20 protein-coding genes are annotated in these 20,954 nt (G+C 59.1%); 11 read left to right on the top strand and 9 right to left on the bottom strand.

The window, feature by feature from the left end; translation table 11 throughout:
* Window positions 1–146: 146 nt before the first annotated feature.
* Window positions 147–1,517: a pilus assembly protein TadG-related protein gene (locus tag ATY80_RS21235; RefSeq protein ID WP_088694296.1), complete on the top strand. Its 1,371-nt coding sequence runs from the start codon at window positions 147–149 to the stop codon at window positions 1,515–1,517.
* Between the two features lie 6 nt (window positions 1,518–1,523).
* Here the strand turns inward: ATY80_RS21235 and gor are convergent, their stop codons facing one another.
* The 3 genes from gor to rpiA form a co-directional block, all read right to left on the bottom strand.
* Window positions 1,524–2,909, bottom strand: a complete 1,386-nt coding sequence (gene gor, locus ATY80_RS21240; RefSeq protein ID WP_088694297.1) for a glutathione-disulfide reductase — start codon at window positions 2,907–2,909, stop codon at window positions 1,524–1,526.
* A 111-nt stretch (window positions 2,910–3,020) separates the two neighbouring features.
* Window positions 3,021–3,605, bottom strand: coding sequence for a DUF2059 domain-containing protein (locus ATY80_RS21245; protein WP_088694298.1), 585 nt, complete (start codon window positions 3,603–3,605; stop codon window positions 3,021–3,023).
* A 17-nt stretch (window positions 3,606–3,622) separates the two neighbouring features.
* Window positions 3,623–4,321 (bottom strand): ribose-5-phosphate isomerase RpiA, encoded by a 699-nt coding sequence (rpiA, locus tag ATY80_RS21250; protein WP_088694299.1) that lies wholly within the window; start codon window positions 4,319–4,321, stop codon window positions 3,623–3,625.
* A 191-nt stretch (window positions 4,322–4,512) separates the two neighbouring features.
* On the opposite strand from rpiA, the gene ATY80_RS21255 reads away from it, so the two are divergent.
* Complete coding sequence (locus tag ATY80_RS21255) at window positions 4,513–5,217, top strand: HAD family hydrolase (protein ID WP_088694300.1); 705 nt, start codon at window positions 4,513–4,515, stop codon at window positions 5,215–5,217.
* A 56-nt stretch (window positions 5,218–5,273) separates the two neighbouring features.
* Here the strand turns inward: ATY80_RS21255 and ATY80_RS21260 are convergent, their stop codons facing one another.
* Entirely contained in the window at window positions 5,274–7,148 is a 1,875-nt protein-coding gene (locus ATY80_RS21260; RefSeq protein WP_088694469.1) for a L,D-transpeptidase family protein, read from the bottom strand.
* A gap of 400 nt (window positions 7,149–7,548) precedes the next feature.
* Between ATY80_RS21260 and fumC the strand changes: the two genes are divergently transcribed.
* The 3 genes from fumC to ATY80_RS21280 all read left to right on the top strand — a co-directional run bounded on the left by fumC (window position 7,549) and on the right by ATY80_RS21280 (window position 12,340).
* A complete protein-coding gene (gene fumC, locus ATY80_RS21265) occupies window positions 7,549–8,940 on the top strand; it encodes a class II fumarate hydratase (RefSeq protein ID WP_088694470.1) in 1,392 nt (463 codons plus the stop codon).
* A 156-nt stretch (window positions 8,941–9,096) separates the two neighbouring features.
* Window positions 9,097–10,704 carry a fumarate hydratase gene (locus ATY80_RS21270; RefSeq protein ID WP_088694301.1) on the top strand — a complete coding sequence of 536 codons (1,608 nt, stop codon included), beginning with the start codon at window positions 9,097–9,099 and terminating at the stop codon, window positions 10,702–10,704.
* A gap of 565 nt (window positions 10,705–11,269) precedes the next feature.
* Entirely contained in the window at window positions 11,270–12,340 is a 1,071-nt protein-coding gene (locus ATY80_RS21280; RefSeq protein WP_088694302.1) for a GGDEF domain-containing protein, read from the top strand.
* A 54-nt stretch (window positions 12,341–12,394) separates the two neighbouring features.
* On the opposite strand, the gene ATY80_RS21285 is transcribed toward ATY80_RS21280, so the two are convergent.
* Together ATY80_RS21285 and ATY80_RS21290 are read right to left on the bottom strand one after the other, a co-directional pair.
* Entirely contained in the window at window positions 12,395–13,006 is a 612-nt protein-coding gene (locus ATY80_RS21285; RefSeq protein ID WP_088694303.1) for a pyridoxamine 5'-phosphate oxidase family protein, read from the bottom strand.
* Between the two features lie 49 nt (window positions 13,007–13,055).
* Window positions 13,056–14,009, bottom strand: coding sequence for an alpha/beta hydrolase (locus tag ATY80_RS21290; protein ID WP_088694304.1), 954 nt, complete (start codon window positions 14,007–14,009; stop codon window positions 13,056–13,058).
* A 45-nt stretch (window positions 14,010–14,054) separates the two neighbouring features.
* On the opposite strand from ATY80_RS21290, the gene ATY80_RS21295 reads away from it, so the two are divergent.
* Window positions 14,055–14,522: a MarR family transcriptional regulator gene (locus ATY80_RS21295; RefSeq protein ID WP_088694305.1), complete on the top strand. Its 468-nt coding sequence runs from the start codon at window positions 14,055–14,057 to the stop codon at window positions 14,520–14,522.
* A 2-nt stretch (window positions 14,523–14,524) separates the two neighbouring features.
* On the opposite strand, the gene ATY80_RS21300 is transcribed toward ATY80_RS21295, so the two are convergent.
* Both ATY80_RS21300 and ATY80_RS21305 read right to left on the bottom strand, forming a co-directional pair.
* Entirely contained in the window at window positions 14,525–15,715 is a 1,191-nt protein-coding gene (locus tag ATY80_RS21300) for a low temperature requirement protein A (RefSeq protein WP_088694306.1), read from the bottom strand.
* A gap of 25 nt (window positions 15,716–15,740) precedes the next feature.
* Window positions 15,741–16,115 (bottom strand): DUF971 domain-containing protein, encoded by a 375-nt coding sequence (locus tag ATY80_RS21305; RefSeq protein WP_088694307.1) that lies wholly within the window; start codon window positions 16,113–16,115, stop codon window positions 15,741–15,743.
* A 134-nt stretch (window positions 16,116–16,249) separates the two neighbouring features.
* Between ATY80_RS21305 and moaA the strand changes: the two genes are divergently transcribed.
* Window positions 16,250–17,296 carry a GTP 3',8-cyclase MoaA gene (moaA, locus tag ATY80_RS21310; RefSeq protein ID WP_088694308.1) on the top strand — a complete coding sequence of 349 codons (1,047 nt, stop codon included), beginning with the start codon at window positions 16,250–16,252 and terminating at the stop codon, window positions 17,294–17,296.
* 21 nt (window positions 17,297–17,317) lie between these two features.
* Here moaA and ATY80_RS21315 read toward each other — a convergent pair whose 3' ends face one another.
* Entirely contained in the window at window positions 17,318–18,088 is a 771-nt protein-coding gene (locus tag ATY80_RS21315; RefSeq protein ID WP_088694309.1) for an SDR family oxidoreductase, read from the bottom strand.
* A gap of 205 nt (window positions 18,089–18,293) precedes the next feature.
* Between ATY80_RS21315 and ATY80_RS21320 the strand changes: the two genes are divergently transcribed.
* The 4 genes from ATY80_RS21320 to ATY80_RS29750 all read left to right on the top strand — a co-directional run bounded on the left by ATY80_RS21320 (window position 18,294) and on the right by ATY80_RS29750 (window position 20,908).
* Window positions 18,294–19,202, top strand: coding sequence for a DMT family transporter (locus tag ATY80_RS21320; RefSeq protein ID WP_088694310.1), 909 nt, complete (start codon window positions 18,294–18,296; stop codon window positions 19,200–19,202).
* 7 nt (window positions 19,203–19,209) lie between these two features.
* Complete coding sequence (gene mobA, locus ATY80_RS21325; protein ID WP_088694311.1) at window positions 19,210–19,842, top strand: molybdenum cofactor guanylyltransferase MobA; 633 nt, start codon at window positions 19,210–19,212, stop codon at window positions 19,840–19,842.
* Window positions 19,842–20,357 carry a molybdopterin-guanine dinucleotide biosynthesis protein B gene (mobB, locus tag ATY80_RS21330; RefSeq protein WP_088694312.1) on the top strand — a complete coding sequence of 172 codons (516 nt, stop codon included), beginning with the start codon at window positions 19,842–19,844 and terminating at the stop codon, window positions 20,355–20,357. Before mobA ends, mobB begins: the two co-directional genes overlap by 1 nt.
* Before the next feature lie 233 nt (window positions 20,358–20,590).
* Entirely contained in the window at window positions 20,591–20,908 is a 318-nt protein-coding gene (locus ATY80_RS29750) for a hypothetical protein (protein WP_245306912.1), read from the top strand.
* The last annotated feature ends 46 nt before the right edge of the window (window positions 20,909–20,954 follow it).

The raw sequence follows: 20,954 nt of genomic DNA on the forward strand, positions 1-20,954 counted from the left end.
TAAAGGAAATCCGCCCCGTGTTTTCAAACGGCGGGCACCGGATTAATGATCAATATACCAAGACAGTTTGTATCTAATTTAGGCTTCTGCCGTAGAAATACCCTCAATTCTGATAGCGCGTCATGATGACTCCCGCTTGAACACCGATGGCTTGGTGGAACCGTGGGATACATTTCGTGCGCAGCTTGTATCGTTTCTGTACTGACCGTTCCGGCAATTTCGGCATGCTGACTGCCATCCTGATGGTGCCGCTCATCGGCTCCGCGGGCGTAGCCGTCGACTTCGCTCACGCACTGAGCCTGCGCACGCAGCTTTACGCGGCGGCGGACGCCGCAGCCGTCGGCGCAATTGCGGAAAAATCCGCAGCCGCCTCCGCCGCGATGAAAATGACCGCAGATGGCGCGATCTCCGTCGGGCAGAGCGACGCGCGCAATATCTTCGTCAGCCAGATGCAGGGTGAATTGACGGCAAACGAAGTTGCGGTCGACATCCAGGTGAACAAGGCAGCAACCAAACTCAACTCGTCCGTCTCCTTCAGCGCGGCCGTCCCGACGACGTTCATGCAAATATTCGGGCGAAAAACCGTCGAAGTATCGGGCACCGCGACAGCAACAATCGAGACAGCGGCCTTCATGGATTTCTATATCCTGATCGACAACACACCATCGATGGGCGTCGGCGCGACACCGAACGACGTCGCCACCATGGTAGGTCTCACGAAGAACAACAAATCGAACGCTTCCTGTGCCTTTGCCTGCCATGAGAGCGGCACGAACAAAGGCAAGGATTACTATACACTTGCCAAGAAGAACAAAGTGACGATGCGCATTGATGTCGTGCGCCAGGCCACCCAGGCACTGACTGCGACCGCCAAGGCGGACACCGATGATCAATTTCGCATGGCGGTCTACACCTTCGGCGCGAAAGCAGAGGCGGCAGGGCTGAGTGAAATCGTGCCGCTTACAGGCGACCTCGACAAGGTGGGCAGCAAGGTCTCCGAAAAGACCCCAAATCCCCAAGTCGGCGACAGCGAATACGTGCTCGACCTGATGACCATCCCTCAGCAAGGCTACAACGACGACACCCAGACGAGCTTCGATAGCGCACTGACCCAACTCAAGGCCAAAATCCCGGCTGGGGGCTCGGGTACAAACGCTGCCGATACACAGAAGATCGTCTTCTTCGTGTCCGACGGTGTCGGCGACAGTTACAAGGCCTCGACCTGCACAAAGAAAACGACTGGAAGCCGCTGTCAGGAACCGATCGATACCTCCTTCTGCAAGCCCCTGAAGGACAAAGGCATCAAGATCGCCGTGCTCTACACGACGTATCTGCCGCTGCCGACCAACAGCTGGTACAATACTTGGATCAAACCCTTCCAGGACGAAATTCCGACGAAGATGCAGAGCTGCGCCTCGCCCGGTCTCTATTTCGAAGTCACGCCCACCGAAGGTATCACGGACGCCATGAAGGCACTCTTCCTGAAGGTCCTCCGCATGCCCCGCCTCACCAGCTGACCGGCATCAGACGCGAACGCCGTCCCGAATGCGATAGGTCGGCGCATACATTGTGACGAGCTCTTCCGCTGCCGTCGGATGCACGGCCATCGTGCGGTCGAAATCGTCCTTGGTGCAGCCGGCCTTCAAGGTGATTCCGAGGATTTGCGCCATCTCCCCGGCATCGTGACCGAGAATGTGCGCACCGACGACCTTGCGGCTGGAAGCATCGACAATCAGCTTCATGATCATCTTCTCGCCGCGCCCCGATAGTGTCGCCTTCAGCGGACGAAACTGGGCACGGTAGATCTCGAGTTCCCCGTAGCGCTTGCCCGCCTCCTCCTCGGTCAATCCGACGGTGCCGATTTCCGGCTGAGAGAAGACGGCCGTTGCGATCGTCTCGTGATCCGGTTTGGTCGGGTTATTCTTGTACTCGGTCTCGATGAAGCACATTGCCTCGTGGATCGCCACAGGCGTCAGCTGTACCCGGTCAGTGACATCACCGAGCGCATAGATGTTCGGGACGCTGGTGCGCGAATATTCGTCGACGACCACCGCTCCGCGTTGGTCAGTCTTCACGCCGGCGGCTTCCAGGCCAAGGCCCTGCGTATTCGGGATGCGTCCAAGGGCCAGCATGACAACATCCGCCGTAAATGTGCCGTTGTTCAGTGTCTCGACAGAGAGACGATCATCCTGCTTCGATATCCTCTCGAGCGCATCATGGCAGAGAATCCGGATGCCCTTGGCACTCATCGCCTCGTGCAGCCCCCGACGAAGATCCTGATCGAAGCGCGACAGGATTTCGGCGCCGCGATAGATCAGCGTCGTCTCGACGCCGAGGCCATGAAAGATATTGGCAAATTCCACTGCGATATAACCGCCACCGGCAATCACGATTGACCTTGGCAGCTCTTCCAGATGGAAGGCCTCGTTGGACGAAATGCAGAGCTCGTTCCCCGGCAAAGCCGCGTGCGGGTTCGGCCGACCGCCGGTCGCGATCACGATCGTCTTGGCTGTCACTGTCTTGCCGGTGTTGACCAGTCGGACCGTATGCGCGTCGAGCAATTCGGCGCGTGTTTCCAGGATTTCGGCGTTGGCACCGGCGAGCCCCTTCTTGTAGAGCCCTTCAAGGCGCGCGATCTCGTTGTCCTTCGCCGCGATCAGCTTCTTCCAATCAAACGAGCTCTCGCCGACTGTCCAGCCGAAGCCGGCAGCATCCTCAAAGTGTTCATGGAACTGAGCTGCATACACGAAGAGCTTCTTGGGCACGCAGCCGCGGATCACGCATGTTCCGCCGTAGCGATATTCCTCTGCGATCGCGACCTTCTTACCGAGCGAGGCTGCAACGCGGGCGCCTCGCACGCCGCCCGAGCCCCCGCCAATGACAAAGAGATCGTAATCGTAGGACGTCATGAGAAACTCCGGGTGGAATCGGCTGGTAAAGTGAAGGTGATATAGTATTGACCGCCGCAAAAACAAAAGCCCGGACGATGCCGGGCTTTCGGTCTGTAGTCGTGTCGTAGCTTACTGCTTCGGCTTGGGAGCCGGCGCAGCCTTCGGCGCGGTCGTTGCAGCCGGGTTGGACGGATCGGCGGCCGGCGGCGGCGCCTTGATGATCTTGGCAAGCTCAGTGCTCGTCTGCTTCTGAAGATCGCGGGAAATGCCCTGCGCCCAGATGTCGGCTGCCTTCACCGTTTCGCGCGATGCAATCGGGCCATCCTTCAGCAGCTTCTTGCCAACCGCCGAGTTGTAGAACTCGGCGATCGCGTTGAGCTCCTCGACGGAGAATGCCTTGGCATAGGTCAGCGCGGCTTCCTTTTCGAGATCGGCGCGACGCGGCGCGAGCGCCAGCGCCTGCTTGTCAACCTCAGCGGTGATCGCATCCTGATAGTTCGGCGAATCCTGGATAAGATCAGCCTTCAGGCGCTCGGCCAGGCCAGGCAGGATGTTGTCGAACTGCGCAGTGGCGCCAATCGCGTCGATGGCAGCGCGGGCCGCCTTCAACTGCTCCGGAGAAGCTTCCTGCGCGTGTGCGACAGAGCCGAATGCGACGCCCGAAAGAATAACGGTCGCAGCAGCAAAACGGCCAAGACCTGCAAATTTAATCATGAGTTTCAATGCTCCTGTTACCTGTTCGCCCGCAGCGTGCGTGCACCTGCTGGACCTGCAATGATCGCAAGCGTCGCCATATTGAGAAAAAGCCCGTGTTCAACGACTCCGGGTATCGAATTCAGCTCGTTTGAGAGCGCCTCTGCATCAGGAATGCGGCCAAAAGATGCATCGAGGATGTAGTGACCGCCGTCCGTCATGAAGTCTTCTCCACCGGATTGGCGCAGCGTCAAGCTGCCGCTCAATCCCAGTTTCGAGGCCTTCTTTTCGATCGCCATGCGCGTTGAGACCAGCCCGAAGGGATTCACCTCGATCGGCAGTGGAAATGCCCCAAGTGTCGCGACCAGTTTGCTTTCGTCGGCAATGACGATCATGCGCTGAGATGCCGCAGCAACGATCTTCTCGCGCAACAGCGCACCCCCGCCACCCTTGATGAGCGTCAGGTTGGAATCAACCTCATCCGCGCCATCGATCGTCAGATCAAGTTCCGGCAACTCATCAAGCGACTTCAGCGGTACGCCCAGCTCGACGCAAAGCCTTGCCGTGCGTTCCGAAGTCGGAACCCCTTCGACCTTGAAGCCGGTGGAAACCTTCTCCGCAAGCAGCCGAACAAACTCCTCGGCAGTACTCCCGGTCCCGATTCCAAGCCGCATGCCGTATTCGACATGAGCGAGTGCGGCCTCGGCGGCCCTGATCTTCATTTCGCGGGCATCCATGCGCCGCTGACTCCGATTATTGCGTTGGATGTGCTGTTTACACGGCTCGCTTGCCAAACGAAAGCCAAAATAGCGTAATGATTTTCGAAAAGCCGTGGGCATCTACAACTTGTCGCTTCTGCCGCGAAACGTTGCTTTTCCCGCCCTCATCGCCTACTGCCCAATGACATCATTTCTGAAAGGCGGAATCCTTGACCCCTGCGCTCATCGTATTCGATCTCGACGGAACACTGCTCGATACTCACACCGATCTTGTCGAGAGTATAAACCATACGATTGCCGAGCTCGGCATCGCGCCGGTCAGCTATGGCGACCTCACGTATCTGGTCGGACACGGTGCCAAGGTCATGATTGAGCGGGCCTGTGGTCTTCGGGGACATCCGTTGTCACAGGAGCAGCTCCCAGCCCTACTCGACCGGTTCATCGCTCACTATGCCAATAACATGCCTGGACATACGTTGCCTTACCCAGGCCTTATCGAGGCTATGAATCAACTGAAGAGCGCCGGCTGCAAGCTTGCCGTTTGCACCAACAAGCTGGAAGGTCTGGCGCGCAGCCTGATCGAAAAGCTTGAACTCATCCATTACTTCGACGCCATTACCGGCGGCGATACCTTCGCGGTCAGGAAACCGGACGCCCAGCATCTCCTTGGAACTATTGAGCGCGCCGGCGGCGACTTCCGCAACACCGTCATGATTGGCGACAGCGTCAACGACATTCTTGTTGCTCGAAATGCCGGCGTGCCCTCGATTGCCGTGCCGTTCGGCTATTCCGACGTCCCCGTCGAGACACTCGGGCCGACCCGCATGATCACACATTTCAACGAGCTCACGCCTGCGCTCGTGTACGAGTTGATCGCGGGCTTCGCCGCGAGACCGACTGCCGCAGTAGGCTGACACAAACAAAAAAGGCGGCTCAACGGCCGCCTTTTTTCATATTGTCCCTAGCGCAATCAGATCTGCGCGCCACGCGCCTTCGTCGTGGCGTCGAATGCCTTCTGCACGTAAGCATCGCGGCCGTACACGTCGTCGAAATACTGCACGACGCCGTCCTTATTCGGCCACGCGGTGAAATAAGCCACGTAGACCGGGATCTTCTGTGGAACCTGGATGGCATGGTTCTTGCCGGTCGCGATCTCCTTGCCGATCTGTTCGACCGACGTATTCAATACGGCCGCCGCCATCGCGCGCGGCTCGGCGAGACGCACGCAACCGTGGCTGAGAGCGCGCATGTCACGCTTGAAGAAGCTTTTCGAGGGCGTGTCATGCATGTAGATCGCATGCGCATTCGGAAAGAGGATCTTGAGTTCGCCAAGCGCATTGTCGTCGCTCGGCGGCTGCCGTACGGAAACATTGGTCGTCGAGCCGTACCAATCAACACTGGACGACGCCACGGCGCGGCCGCCAACCGTTACCTCATAGCCCATCCGGTCCAGATAGCTCGGGTCGGAGCGCAGACGTGGCAGCATCTCGTTTATGATGATCGACTGCGGAACACCCCAGAAAGGATTGAACTCGACCGTCTCGATCTGATCCTGGAAGAAGAAGGTCTGGTGCGACGGCTGACCGACTACAACACGCATCGACAACTGCTCCTTGTTGTCGTTGTGGTAGTAGACCATGTAGGCCGGCTGGTTGATGAAGACGTAGCGCGAGCCGAGATCACTAGGCAGCCAACGCGCCTGCTCCAAGGCAACGACCAGCTTTTCGACTTTCGAGGCGTTGCTGTCGCCGCCGACCATAGTGCGGACCGTGGCTTGACCGATGACGCCGTCCGGCTTCAACCCATGTTCTTTCTGGAATCCTTCGACGAGCGCGACAATCTCGGGCGAATACTCGGTGCCACCTGCATAGGCGGCAAGCGTTGTCGCATGTTCCGCCTTGAGCGCGGCTGAGCCATGCTTGTCGATCGCCTTCACGATATTCGGGATTTCGGACGAGCTCTCGCCGGGGTGAAGCACGCCGCTCAGGGCGACGTTGATGCGATCGTCGCTTGCGCCTTCGGCGCGCAGCTTTGCCAGTTCACCTTCAAGCGCCACAAACTGCGGCCCATCCGGCGTGCGGCTTCTGAGATAGGCTGCCGTGTCCGGACTAATGCGGGCGAGCTTCAGCACCGGCGCAAGGTTCACGTCCTTACGCTTGAAATCGTGATAGCCGGACAGCTTGTTCGGATCGATGCGACCGCGAATGGTATCCTGCACATAGGCAAGCACCTTGGCGGATAGCTCCAGTTCGAACTGCGTCAGGGCGCGATCACGGATTGCTGGATCCGGATTGGCCGGATCCTCGGTCGGAACCTGTACCGTATAGTCTGCCGGATCAAGGCCAACCGACGCGGCATCCGCCAATACGGCCATCGCCGCCTTGGCGCGATCGTTGACATCCGTTCCGGCGAGCCAAACCAGCGGGTTCTTCACGTCACCGTAATAGGTTTCAAGCGCCTTGGCGACTTCGACGGGCGCGCGCACCTTCGCCTCGATCAGGAAACGGCGCTGCACCGAGGGCGTCGCCTCGGTCGTTGCCGACGCATCGGCAACTGCCCCGGTGACGACAGGGTCGGTAAACTTGCCGGTATCAACGAAGCGCATCGCATCCGGCTGATAAGTATAGTAGCGCGGGCTCGAAACCTTGGGCAGCGGCGCATCTGGAGCCGACTGAAGGAATGAGGGAACCGATGCCCTCGGATTGACAATCGTGCTCTGGGTCCGAGCGCGATCCCCACGGATCATATCCATTAAGGTGTAAGCATGCGCGGGCGCGGCACCCATCGCAGCCATACCGCAGGAAAGCGCAAGTGCGGACGCCGCACCTTTCAAAAGGAATGTCATGCTTCTATCCAGTCCCAGTGTCATGCTGTCTTCAAATCGCGGGCAAGACCCGCCTCAGAACTTGTTTCATCCGGCGCGAGCGTCACATGGCAGAAAGCAGGCGCAGCCGCCAGCCTCGACCAACTCAACCTTTAGTAACTAGGTAAACTCTTACGCTGGCCGTCAGTTCACACAAAATTATGAAATTATTGGTTAATTTTTTACTTTATTTTCGCGACCAGACACAGTGGCCAAAAAGCCGCTGACAGATAAAAATTCAGCCGTGTCTAAAAGATCACTGATCTTGCGCCCGCTAACATGACATCGCCGCTCATATTTATATTTCAAGCGGTTTTCTTCGGATCATTTCAGACCTATAAGACCGCATCCCTGAGACGCACCGCGATAGAAAGGCATGGCCATGACCTCCACCCGCACCGAAACAGATACGTTCGGCCCGATCGAAGTTCAGAGTGACAGGTATTGGGGCGCCCAGGCACAACGCTCCCTCGGTAACTTCAAGATCGGCGGGGAAAAACAGCCGCTTTCGATCGTTCGCGCGCTCGGCATCGTCAAGCAGGCGGCAGCGCGCGCGAATATGGCGCTTGGCCATCTCGATCCGGCGATTGGCAACCCCATTGTGGATGCAGCACAGGAAGTCATCGACGGCAAACTCAACGATCACTTCCCTCTCGTCGTCTGGCAGACCGGCTCGGGCACGCAGTCAAACATGAATGCCAATGAGGTGATCTCCAACCGCGCAATAGAAATGCTGGGCGGCGTGATGGGATCGAAGAAGCCGGTACATCCAAACGATCACGTCAACATGAGCCAGTCGTCGAATGACACCTATCCGACGGCGATGCACATCGCCTGCGCCGAAGAGATCGTTCGCCACTTGCTTCCGAGCTTGAAGCATCTGCATGCCGCCCTTGACATGAAGGTCACCGAGTTCAGCCACATCATCAAGATCGGCCGCACGCACACTCAGGATGCAACGCCGCTGACGCTCGGTCAGGAGTTTTCGGGCTACGCGGCGCAGGTCGGTTCCGCCATCAAGCGCATCGAGATGACGCTACCCGGTCTTTGCGAACTTGCACAAGGCGGAACCGCCGTCGGAACCGGCCTCAACGCGCCGGTCGGCTTTGCCGAAATGGTTGCCGAAGAGATCGCCGGCATCACCGGCCTCCCGTTCATCACTGCCCCGAACAAGTTCGAGGCGCTCGCCGCGCATGACTCGATGGTGTTCAGCCATGGCGCCATCAACTCCGCTGCCGCTGCGCTCTTCAAGATCGCTAATGATATTCGCCTGCTGGGCTCGGGCCCTCGTTCCGGCCTTGGCGAACTCGCCCTCCCCGAGAACGAGCCCGGCTCCTCGATCATGCCGGGCAAGGTCAACCCGACGCAGTGCGAGGCCTTGACGCAAGTCTGCATTCATATCTTCGGCAACAACACTGCCCTGACCTTCGCCGACAGTCAGGGCCACTTCGAGCTGAACGTCTACAATCCGATGATGGCCTATAACTTCCTCCAGTCGGTGCAGTTGCTCGGTGACGCAGCAATCTCCTTCACCGACAATTGCGTCGTCGGCATCGAGGCACGCGAAGACAACATCAGGGCCGGCCTCGAGCGCTCGCTAATGCTGGTCACCGCGCTCGCGCCGAAAATCGGCTACGACAATGCCGCCAAGATCGCCAAGACGGCACACAAGAACGGCACGACCCTTAAGGAAGAGGCGTTGGCGAGTGGTCTCGTCACCGTTGAGGAGTACGATACGATCGTTCGCCCCGAGGCGATGATCGGCCCTAAATAACCCGCTTCGAACTCGGTTGAAATGTGAGAGCCCCGCACTCGCGGCGGCGTTTTCATAGGTTTTCATGACAAAAACAGACAAGTTTTAGAATTATTGCAATTGCGAGGACGCCCGAATAGACCATCTGCGATTTCGGTCCGCATGAAAGGTCCTTCGATGGCTGACGATCTTTTCCCCCTCAGCAAAGACACCACCCCATACCGCAAGATCAGCAGCGACTACGTCTCTGTCGACAGCTTCAAGGGACAAGACATCCTGACCGTCGAGCCCGAAGGCATCCGCCTGCTGGCCGAAACGGCATTTGCCGACATCAACCATCTCCTCCGGCCCGGCCATCTGAAGCAGCTCGCTTCGATCCTCGAGGATCCCGAAGCGACCGACAACGACCGCTTCGTAGCATACGATCTGCTGAAAAACGCCAACATCGCTGCCGGCGGCGTGCTTCCGATGTGCCAGGATACAGGCACTGCGATCGTCATGGCCAAGAAGGGCCGCCGCGTGTGGACCGAAGGTGAGGACTACTCGGCTCTCGCCAAGGGGGTGATGGACGCCTATGAGAAGAAGAACCTGCGCTATTCGCAGCTGGCCCCCGTCAAGATGTTCGAAGAGAAGAACACCAAGAACAATCTGCCGGCGCAGATCGATATCTATGAGGAAGGCACCGACTCCTACGACTTCCTGTTCGTTGCCAAGGGTGGCGGCTCCGCCAACAAGACCTTCCTCTATCAGGGCACCCCGTCGCTTTTGACGCATGATCGCATGATCGACTTCCTCAAGGAGAAGATCCTAACGTTAGGTACGGCGGCCTGCCCTCCCTACCATTTGGCAATCGTCATCGGCGGCACGTCGGCCGAGATGAACCTGAAGACCGTCAAGCTCGCCTCGACACGCTATCTCGACGATCTGCCGACCGAAGGCTCCGATAGCGGCCATGCCTTCCGCGATATCGAGATGGAAAAGGAAATCCACAAGCTGACGCAGCAGATGGGAGTCGGCGCTCAGTTCGGCGGCAAGTATTTCTGTCATGATGTGCGCGTCATTCGCCTGCCGCGCCACGGCGCCTCGCTGCCGATCGGCCTCGGAGTTTCCTGTTCCGCCGATCGCCAGGCGAAGGGCAAGATCACCCGCGACGGCATCTTCGTCGAGCAGCTCGAGACGGATCCCTCGAAGTACATGCCTGAAATCGACGACTCGAAACTATCGGACTCGATGGTCCGCATCGATCTCAACCAACCGATGTCCGGTATTCTGGCCGAACTCAGCAAGCATCCGGTCAAGACGCGGCTGTCACTGACCGGAACGATCATCGTCGCCCGTGACCTCGCCCACGCCAAGATCCGCGAGCGGCTGGAGAAGGGTGAAGGCATGCCCGACTACATGAAAAACCATCCTGTCTACTATGCCGGTCCCGCGAAGACTCCGGCGGGCTACGCCTCCGGCTCCTTCGGCCCGACCACAGCTGGTCGCATGGATTCTTATGTCGACCAGTTCCAGTCTTTCGGCGGATCGATGGTGATGCTGGCCAAGGGCAACCGGTCCCGCGCCGTGCGCGAGGCATGCAAGACACACGGCGGCTTCTACCTCGGCTCGATCGGCGGACCTGCAGCCCGACTGGCGCAGGACTGCATCAAGAAGGTCGAGGTGCTGGAATATCCGGAACTCGGCATGGAAGCCGTGTGGAAGATCGAAGTCGCAGATTTCCCCGCTTTCATCGTCACCGATGACAAGGGCAACGACTTCTTCCAGGAATTCAACCTCGGCTGATCGACCTCAATGGATAGCCGCAGTCGCCCGATGGTCGGCCGCGGCGCCCTCCGTCCGGCTCTCGGAGTCTGCAATGCCAAGCGCCTCTTCTGTCTTCACGCTGGCGAGAATGTCGCTGCGGAAAACCCCATCAAAGAAGCCCTCCTGCTGAATCAGCGCGACAGACGCCGCGACAACTACGGCACTGAGGACGATGGACGAAGTATGACGAGACTTATCCTTGCGCCTGGCCTTCGATAAGAGCCGGCTTTGACGGGAAGGTGCGCCTTCTCTGTGAGACAGAACAGAGCGACCAATCGACACCGAGCGCCAACAATCTGAAGACAATAAAGCAAAGAAGAAACGACAAGTTGGATTTTCTGTTTTGCGTCACTCGCGCATAACGCGCAACAATCGTTACACTGCGGCAAATTCACAGATAAAAATCAAAGCGATAAGCAAGTATTGGAGAATCTTGCGTAAATCTCACATGTAATCATTGGTATATCCCCCCTTAATCATTTCCCAATATTTGTAGGCTAACAAATTAAAGTCTGCATTTGACATTCAATTGAGGAGTAGTCGCATGACGACGACCGCAGCGCCAACGAGGGCGCAGGTTCCCGACGTGGCAGGTCAGATCACGTTCGCCATGCGCTCCATGGGCGTCGCGCCGATTCCTCGGAACTACGAACTCTTCTATGAAGCCTATATCGGCTCCAACCCGGCGCTGACACGAGATCTTGCGGCGCTCGGCAGTCAGGCAACGCAGGAAGAACTCGATAGGCTCGGCGCACAGTATTTTGCGCACAGCCCTGCCCGCGTGTTCGACGACGCGCACGGTCGTATCGCCGCCGAGCTTGAGACGCTGTTGCGCGTCCTGCGCCAGGAGCAAACCTCACTGGAGAGCTACAACAGGCTGCTTGGGGAAACCTACAAGCGGATCAGCTCGAAGAACCATACGAGCGTGGAACTCATCGAAAACGCCCTCACTTTGCTCACCGAGGCCACCGGCGACACCATGGCGCACGGCGAACGCACGGTAGAGAACGTCGTCCAGCGCTCGCAGGAGATGGACCAGGTCCGCAAGGAGCTCGACGAGTACAAGCGCATCGCCAACACCGACTCGTTGACACGCCTGTCGAACCGCCGTGCCTTCGACGATCGCCTCGCGGCGGTTTTCAACAATCCTGCCATGCGTCCGGTCACCGCATTGGTGCTCGCCGACATCGATAATTTCAAGAAGATCAACGACACCTATGGCCATCCTGTCGGTGACAAGATTCTTGCGACTGTCGCGTCTGTCATCCGCGCCAACGTCCGCCGCGACGTTTTCGTCGCCCGCACCGGCGGCGAGGAGTTCGCCCTGATCGTCGAAGGCAACACCGCCGAGGAAGTGATGGGAACGGCGGAGCGGATCCGCCGCACGCTTGAAACGACACCTTTCACGAATTCGCGCACGAGGATCAATTACGGGCCTGTCACCGTATCGGTCGGCGTCTGCATGGCTTCCTACGCGGACGACGCCGGCGAGCTCTACCACAAGGCAGACGTGGCGCTTTACGGCGCCAAAAATTCGGGCCGCAACTGCAGCGTCCTCTTCGAAGACGGCATGCAGAAAGACTTCACGAAGAGCTGGCTGATCTACAAGGGTTAAGCCCGCAAGGACAGTTCGCCAGCTGCCTCGGGCTTGAACCTTCCGGTTGCTATTTCACCACATCGTCTTGGCCGCACGCTCCGGCCATTCGCGATCATAGGTCTCGTAATCGAAATCCCCAGTCGCCGCCTTCAGCATCAACCCGGGGGTCGGCAAGCTCTTCGGATCGATGAACGTTGCTGGATTCCAGAGCTCGGAACGGATCAGCGCACGGGCGCACTGGAAATAGACCTCGTCGATCGTGATAGCGATCACCGTCCGCGGATGCTTTCCGTCCATCACGAAGCTGGAAAGGACCGCCTCATCGTTGGTCACGACGCCGCGCCCATTGATGCGCATGGTCGTGTTCGAACCGGGAATGAGAAACATCAACGCCAAACGCGGATCGCGCACGATGTTGGAGAGCGAGTCGACACGGTTATTTCCGCGCCAGTCCGGCAGGTGCAGCGTCCTGTCGTCGATGATACGCACGACGCCACCAATATCGCCGCGCGGCGAGCAGTCGAGCCCTTCGGGACCAACCGTTGCCAGTGCCACGAAAGGCGATGCCTCGATCATCTCGCGATAGAGCTGTGTCAGGTAATCCGTCACCTTGGCTACTGATGCCTGCGTCAGCCCGCCGGCATAGATCGCCGCGAGTTCTTCCACCGTTTCAATGATCTTCATGATCGTCCTGCCGGGTTTGTCGGGCGGCCTTTAGCTGCCTGGCGTGACGTTACAATGACACACGACGGGTCGGAAGATCAAAAAGCGGAATGATCTCAGCATCTTTATCGGAACAGACCTCGCCGAGAAAGCCCGCGATCGTATCCAGAACCGGCCGCGCCGCGACAATTCGGCGGTGCCCAAATCCGTTGGCCCAGTGAAGCCGGACATCATCGCCAGCCGCCGCGTACCGTCGGGCATGGTCGGCGCTCACCTCCTTGTCGTCTTCGGCATGCACGATCAACACCGGGCGCTGGATCGTGCCGGCGGTCCTGCTCGCGTCGAACTCCTCCACTCGCCGGCCGGTGACACGGCGCACCTCGTTCTCCAAGACTTGCTGCGCCGGCCACCCAAGCCCGATCAGCTTGCCGAAATCCTTGAACAGCCAGTGCATTTCGCTCGGCGAGCCGATCAGCACCAGCTTTTGCGGGAGCACGGCAGGCACGCCCGGTAGCAGGCCTGCCGCCGCCACGACCAGTGCGGCACCGCCGAAAGAATGGCCGATTGCGGCGTCGAACGCGCCGAACCGAACTTCGGCCGCCGCTATTGCCTTCACCGCCATACCCATATGGAGCGCCCGCCCCGCTGCGCGGCCGTGGCCGGGAAAATCGATTGCGATCACCTCCGCGCCCGCTGCCGCCAGAGTCGTCGCAAGGTCGGCCATATAGGCGCTGTTTGATCCCCAGCCGTGCGTCACGAGATAGCGGGGGCGGCGCCCCAAGGCGCCACCATTCAGCCGATAGGCATGCGCCCGCCCGCCGCCGGCAAGACGAAGCCTGAACCGCTCCGCGCCGGCCAGCTTTGCTATGCCGGCTGCATGCGCGCCCTTCGCCTTCTCGCCCTTGGGCTTTGAGGAGGGTGTGATGCAGAACAGACGGAACGCCATTTTCCCGGCGATGCGCGGCGAAACCGACTGCAACAAGGAAAATCCGAGGCGGGTGACCTTCAGCGTAAAGTTTGCCATAGTGGGAATCCAATAATGTTCAACACTGAACAATAAAGTACAACGATGAACAAAAATCAATCCCTGCCCTGGGATCATCCGCGTTTCCGCAGCTGGATCAACGTCGCCCGCGCCTGCCAGCTCATGCAGCAGTCGCTCGGTCGCTCGCTATCTGAACTCGATATCAAGACCCCGCATCTCGATATTCTGATCAACCTCTATCGCTTCGAAGGCATTTCCCAGCAGGAGCTCGCCCGCAAACTGCTGGTCGGGCGCTCGAACATGAGCATGCTGCTGCCGCAGATGGAGAAGCGCGGCCTGATCGAACGACGCGGCGACGCAAAAGACAAGCGTGTGCTACGCCTCTTCCTGACCCAGGAAGGGCGCGAAGTCACCGAAAAAGCCATGATCATTCAGACTGACCTAATCGAGCGCGTGCTTTCCCCCGAACCGATCGAGCAATGCATGGCGATGGCGGACTCGATGGAGCGGATTATCCGCGTGCTGCAACGGGATCTGGTCGACGAAGATTGACATCAGTCAACTGTATGACCGACTGCCTGGCCAGCGAGGGACTTGTACTCCCAGGCGGCCACGATAATCAGCACTGCCGTCGCGAGAACGCCGGCAAGGTAGAGCTCGATAAATGGCGCAATGAAAGCGAGCAGAATCAGGAGCACGAGGCCGGCCAGATGCGAGAGCGGCAAACGCCCGCTGGTCGCCCCCTTGAACCAGAGATTGCCCGCCAGAAACAGTCCCGAGCCGCCGAGCACCGAGGCAATCACGCCGAGGTCGCCGGTTTCATGCGGGTGCGAGAACATGAACTCAACCGCAACGGCGTGAACGATGATCCCCGCCAAAATCGGGATATGGGCATAGGTGAAGGCCTGCCGTGCGAGGCTTCCCGGCGTTTCGTCGTGCTCGATCCGATGCGCCGCCCGCTCGTGGCCGAAGCGGAAATAGAGCCACCACATGGCGACGGTCCCGACGAAACCCGTGGCGAATACCACCGCTGTCAGCAGCGAAAACGGCAACTCGGAGAATGTACGGCCGGAGACGAGAATCGCTTCACCGAGGCAGATGATAACGAAGAGCGCGCAACGCTCGGCCATATGCGCGCCGGACACATCCCAGTCGGAAGCAGTTGACTTGCCAAGCCCGGGTACGACAAAGCCGCTCGCCGGCCCCGCGTACTCGATCGCAAGCGCGATCAGCCAGGCAATCAGCCGCGCGTCGTGCTCTAGAATGCCACCGGCAATCCAGAATATGCCGGAAACGGTCAACCAGGTGCTGATGCGCAGAAAATTGCGGTAGTTGGAAGCACTCGCCTGTTTGACGGCATAGGTCGTGAAGAGCGACCGCCCGACCTGCATCAGCACATAGGCGCCAGCAAAAAGAAGACCTTTGTCACCGAAGGCTTCCGGAATGGACGCGGAAAGAACGAGGCCCAGCAACATCAACACGACGAGCATACCGCGAACGGGCATCTTGTCGGGATCGAGCCAGTTGGTAACCCACGCCGTGAAGATCCACACCCACCAGACGGCGAAGGTCATCAGTCCAGCCTCAAGCGCTCCGAGGGGCGTATAATGCGCCGCCAAGGCATGCGAAAGCTGCGAAATCGAGAAGACGAAAACGAGATCGAAAAACAGTTCGAGAAAAGTGACCCTGCTCCCGCCTGGACTACCCTTCGCGCGCAGCCAGTTTCGTTTCTTCGTTCCCGTCACGCATTCACCCCGTGAGTGTTGTTTTTTACCGCGGCTTCTCGGAGGTGTCGCGACTCATGCCCTTTTCGCGCAGCTCTTCCTCGTATGCGGCGAAGAGTTCTTCGCCGCGTTCGCCGAGTTCGCGCAAATAGGTCCAGGTGTAGATACCCGTATCGTGCATGTCATCGAAGCCGATGCGCACCGCATAGTTGCCGGTCGGCGTCAGCGAGATGATGGCGACATTGCGCTTGCCAGGCACCGTCACCTTCTGCCCCGGCCCGTGCCCCTGCACTTCCGCCGATGGCGAAAGCACGCGCAGCATTTCGGCGGAAAGATCGTAACTCTGCTCGTCGTTGAACGTGACGACGAGGTGCTGCCGATCTTTCGAAACTCTGAGTTCAGTCGGCCAGATATCGCTCATGATCCCATTCCCCTTCAAAATCACGAGTAGGCAATGATGCTTGGCGAGGCAAGCTCAATTTGTCGTGCCCAGAACGCGTTTCCCTTGACGCGACAATGGCATATACGCACATTAGTAGCATTGCGGAGGTATTCGTGAACAGCAACGTCGGAACGACAGGCAACGCATCGCCCCTCGTTGCAGAGGCGAAACAGATGATCGACCCGTTCAAGCGGGCCGTGACTTATCTGCGCGTCTCCGTGACCGACCGCTGTGATTTCCGCTGCACCTACTGCATGGCCGAGCACATGACCTTCCTGCCGAAGCAGGAGCTCTTGACGCTCGAGGAACTGCACCGGCTCTGTTCCGCCTTCATCGCCAAGGGCGTCCGCAAGCTGCGGCTCACTGGCGGCGAGCCGCTGGTGCGCAAGAACATCATGTATCTGGTGCGCGAACTCGGCAAGCAGATCGGCTCCGGTCTCGATGAACTGACGCTGACCACCAACGGCTCGCAACTCTCCCGCTTTGCCGACGAACTCTATGATTGCGGCGTGCGCCGCATCAACGTCTCGCTCGACACGCTTGATCCCGACAAATTCCGCCAGATCACCCGCTGGGGCGATTTTCACAAGGTGATGGACGGCATCGAGGCGGCCCAGAAGGCTGGCCTCAAGGTCAAGCTGAATGCCGTGGCGCTGAAGGACTTCAACGATATCGAAATGCCTCAGATGATCCGCTTCGCGCACGGCCGCGGCATGGATCTGACCGTCATCGAAACCATGCCGATGGGGGAGATCGAGGAAGACCGGACCGACCGCTACCTGCCGCTGTCAAAGCTCCGAGCCGATCTCGAGCAGCAGTTCACCTTGTCGGATGTCGGCTACCGCACTGGCGGTCCGGCCCGCTATGTCGAGGTCAAGGAAACTGGCGGCCGGCTCGGCTTCATCACCCCGATGACGCATAACTTCTGCGAGAGCTGCAACCGCGTGCGGCTGACCTGCACGGGCACGCTCTACATGTGCCTCGGCCAGAACGACGCCGCTGATCTCCGCGCCGCTGTCCGCGCCACTGATGACGACGGGCTGCTCTATGCTGCGATCGACGAGGCGATCTCACGCAAGCCAAAAGGCCACGATTTCATCATCGACCGTACTCACAACCGCCCCGCGGTTGCCCGCCACATGAGCGTCACCGGTGGGTGACGCCCACTGAATTCAAGCAGATCAGGTCCGGTTGATCGATACTCCGCCATCGGCCAGCATGGACGTGCCGGTCACAAAACTTGCCAGATCCGATCCCAGGAAAAGAGCCGCTTTGGCAATCTCCTCCGGCTGCGCCAGTCGTTTCAGCGCATGCAGGCCATGGATGAACGCGACCAACTGCATATCCGGATTCTCGGAGTTTGCCGGGTTCATCGCGGTATCGGTACCTCCAGGCAGCAACGCGTTGACGCGGATGTTTTTCGGACCGAGTTCGGCTGCAAGCACCTGCACCAGGCCGGTCAGCCCCGCCTTGCTCGCAGCATAGGCACCCATCCCTGGCATTCCCGCCGTATGGCCGACGAAAGTCGAGGTGTAGACGATCGATCCGCCGCCGCGAGCAATCATCGCCGGCACCTGGTATTTCGCCGCCAGAAACGCACTGGTCAGATTGACCGCCAGCATTTCGTTCCAGCCTGCCAAGGATAGATCAACCATCGGCGCTGACTCGCCGGTGCTGCCTGCATTGTTAAAGGCGACATCAAGACCACCGAAACGCTCGACAGCCACCTCGACCAGCCGTCTGTTCAAAGCCTCCTCGCGCACGTCACCGGCAACAGCAAACGCCTCGCCACCGGCATCCGCGATTTCTTCGACCAGCATACCGAGTTCGGCCTCGCGTCGCGCTGCAACGACCAGTCGCGCGCCTTCGGCTGCAAAGAGTTTGGCCGCCGCCCGGCCGATACCTGAGCTCGCACCGGTTATAATCGCAACCTTGTCATCCAGATATCTCATGTCGGAACCTCCACTTGTTGTTTGCGGCATTCCAAATTTTCAGACATCCGCCCGAGCAGCCACCCGTTTCCTGCTCGCGTCTGCGCACGCACCGCCTGCGTTATTGTGCACTGCGCAACCGAATTATCTCGACTGTGTCTTTCGCTCGATACCCAGGCCGCGAGGCACCCTCTACAAGGACGTGTACGAGAATCGGAATATCGACATGCCGCGGTCCCGCAATACCCAGGGCGCCATCTACATGAGTTCGGCCATGGCCGGATTTTCTTGCAGCGACGCACTTTCCAAATCAGTCATCGCCTACATGAATGCCGGCCAGATCATGTGTCTGCGTGGCCTGTTCACGAGCATCTTCGTCTACGTGATCGCGCGCCGCATGGACGCGCTGCGTCCGTGGGGACTCGTATTGAAGCCGATGATTATCGTCCGAGTCATTTGCGAGATATTGGCAGCGGTGACTTACATTACCGCCCTTGGCATGATGCCGATCGCGAACGCATCGGCCATCCTGCAGTCGCTGCCGCTGGTCGTCACTTTCGGTGCGGCGCTGTTCTTTCGCGAGCCCGTCGGCTGGCGTCGCTGGTCAGCCATTCTTGTCGGCCTGATCGGCGTTCTGATTATCATTCGACCGGGACCAGAGGGTTTCACGGCCGCAGCCCTCCTCTGCGTTGGTAGCGTCCTCACCACGGCCGGTCGCGACCTCGCCACCCGTGGCATTGGCCCTGAGATCCCATCGCTGATGATTACCGTCGTTACAGCCGTCTCCGTGACGATCGTTGGTGCGTTGCTGACGCCGCTACTCGGCGGGTGGGAGCCGGTCAGCCTGAGCTCGCTTTCCCACCTTTTGCTCGCCGCCATTCTTGTCCTGATCGGCTATCAGTCCGTCATCATGGCAATGCGAACCGGTGAAATCTCCTTCGTGGCGCCCTTCCGCTACACCAGCCTGATTTTCTCGACATTGCTGGGCTTCGTCTTCTTTGCGGAGTTTCCCGATCTCTGGACACTTGCAGGTGCCGCAGTGGTCATAGCGTCCGGCCTCTACACGTTCTATCGTGAGGCCAAGCGCCACGTGCCGCCGGTCGCCCAGGAGTCGGAGCCGAGAACACCCGTCTGAGGCAACAATGAACGATTTTGTGCTCGATAGATCCAATATACCGGGTGTCGTGCTCGCGGGCGGGCGTTCCTCGCGCATGGGCCGCGACAAAGCCTCCGTACGCCTCAGCAACCGCACCTTGCTGGAGCGCGTCGTCGAACAGCTTGAGCCGCAGGTGAATACCTTCGCCGTCAACGCCGACGCGACACCGGAGAATTGCCGGCATTTGTTCATTCCTGATATAATTCCCGGCAAAGCGGGACCGATGGCCGGCATCCACGCCGCGATGGCCTACGGCGCGACGCTCGGGGGGGTGACGCACGTGGTCACGGTTTCTGTCGACAGTCCATTCTTTCCTGGCGACCTCGTCGATTGGCTCGCTGCCGCGATCGATGCGCACGATAAAATCGCTATTGCTTCCTCGGAGGGCCGCAGCCATCCGGTGTTCGGCTTATGGCCCGTCGCTCTTGCCGATGAGCTGGCATCTTGGATCGCTACCGATGAAAAACGCCGCGTTCGGGACTTCCTCTTACGGCATAACGTTACGGAAGTTGCCTTTCCCCTACGCCCGACTCGGGCGAGCCTCCTCGATCCGTTTTTCAACGTCAACACGCCCGACGACCTCGCAGAGGCGGAACGCTGGCTCAAGGTACTGGTATGATGGACAAACCGAAGGTCTTTGGAATCGCGGGTTGGAAGAACTCCGGCAAGACCGGCTTGGCCGTCCGGCTCGTCGAGGAATTCACCAGCCGTGGCTACAGCATTTCCACGATCAAGCACGCCCATCATGATTTCGACATCGACAAGGTCGGTGCCGATAGCTACCGCCACCGGCAGGCTGGAGCTCACGAAGTCACCATCGTTTCCGGGACGCGCTACGCCATCATGCACGAGTTGCGCGGCGCCCCTGAGCCGACGTTCGATGAAATCCTTGGCCGCATTGCGCCCTGTGACCTCGTGTTGATCGAGGGCTACAAGCGCGAGCCGATCCCGAAGATTGAAGCCAGGCGGCTCGAATCCACCAACCGGGAACCTCTCGCACCGACCGATCCCTTCATCGTGGCCATCGCAGCCGATCACCCGGTTGCCGAAGGTTTTCTACCGGTGTTCAATCTTGATGATACCCAGGCGATCGCAGACTTCATTTCAGGAATAGTGCAACTGCCTGCAAAATAGAAAAGCTTGTTGCGAGGGAGCAATGACCTACTACGGCTCCGAAAGACAGCAGCGCTTGCAGCGTCAATCCGACGAGGCGCAGGGTCTTCACGTAAGCTACAAGGGCGCAGGATGCTAACCAATCCTGGAGCACTTGGTTCCGTCGAGTGGAGGCGGTACCCGCAACTGGGTGAACTGGCAGTGACGCATCGCGACGACAAACCGAGCAGGAGCAACCAAGCAAGGTTCGATAGATGACAATGCTCGTTGCTTCCATGGACCATAGTCCTCAGGAGATTCCAAACGATCGTGAGGGCTGGCATACGACAGTCCTTTTGGTATCTGAACGTGCCGAACAGTGGGGATGGGGCAACACGCTAGGGCCATTGTTGAACCGCCAGGGTAAGACTTTGCGGAAATGGGCGGCCAAACGCAACGACCGATACCGGGAAGAATTCCGCAAGCAGTTCCCCATAACGCTTGCCAACAGCGAGGTCTTTGGTCTCGCTTTCAGCGTGAAAGGCGGCACAGTTACAGATTCACTTTCTGCGTTGATCCCAACCCGGGCTTAAGCCGGCACATTTTGACTTCCGGACACAAAGTCTCGGCCGTCGGCTT

This window comes from Rhizobium sp. R711, from assembly GCF_002211365.1.
Lineage (GTDB): Bacteria > Pseudomonadota > Alphaproteobacteria > Rhizobiales > Rhizobiaceae > Rhizobium.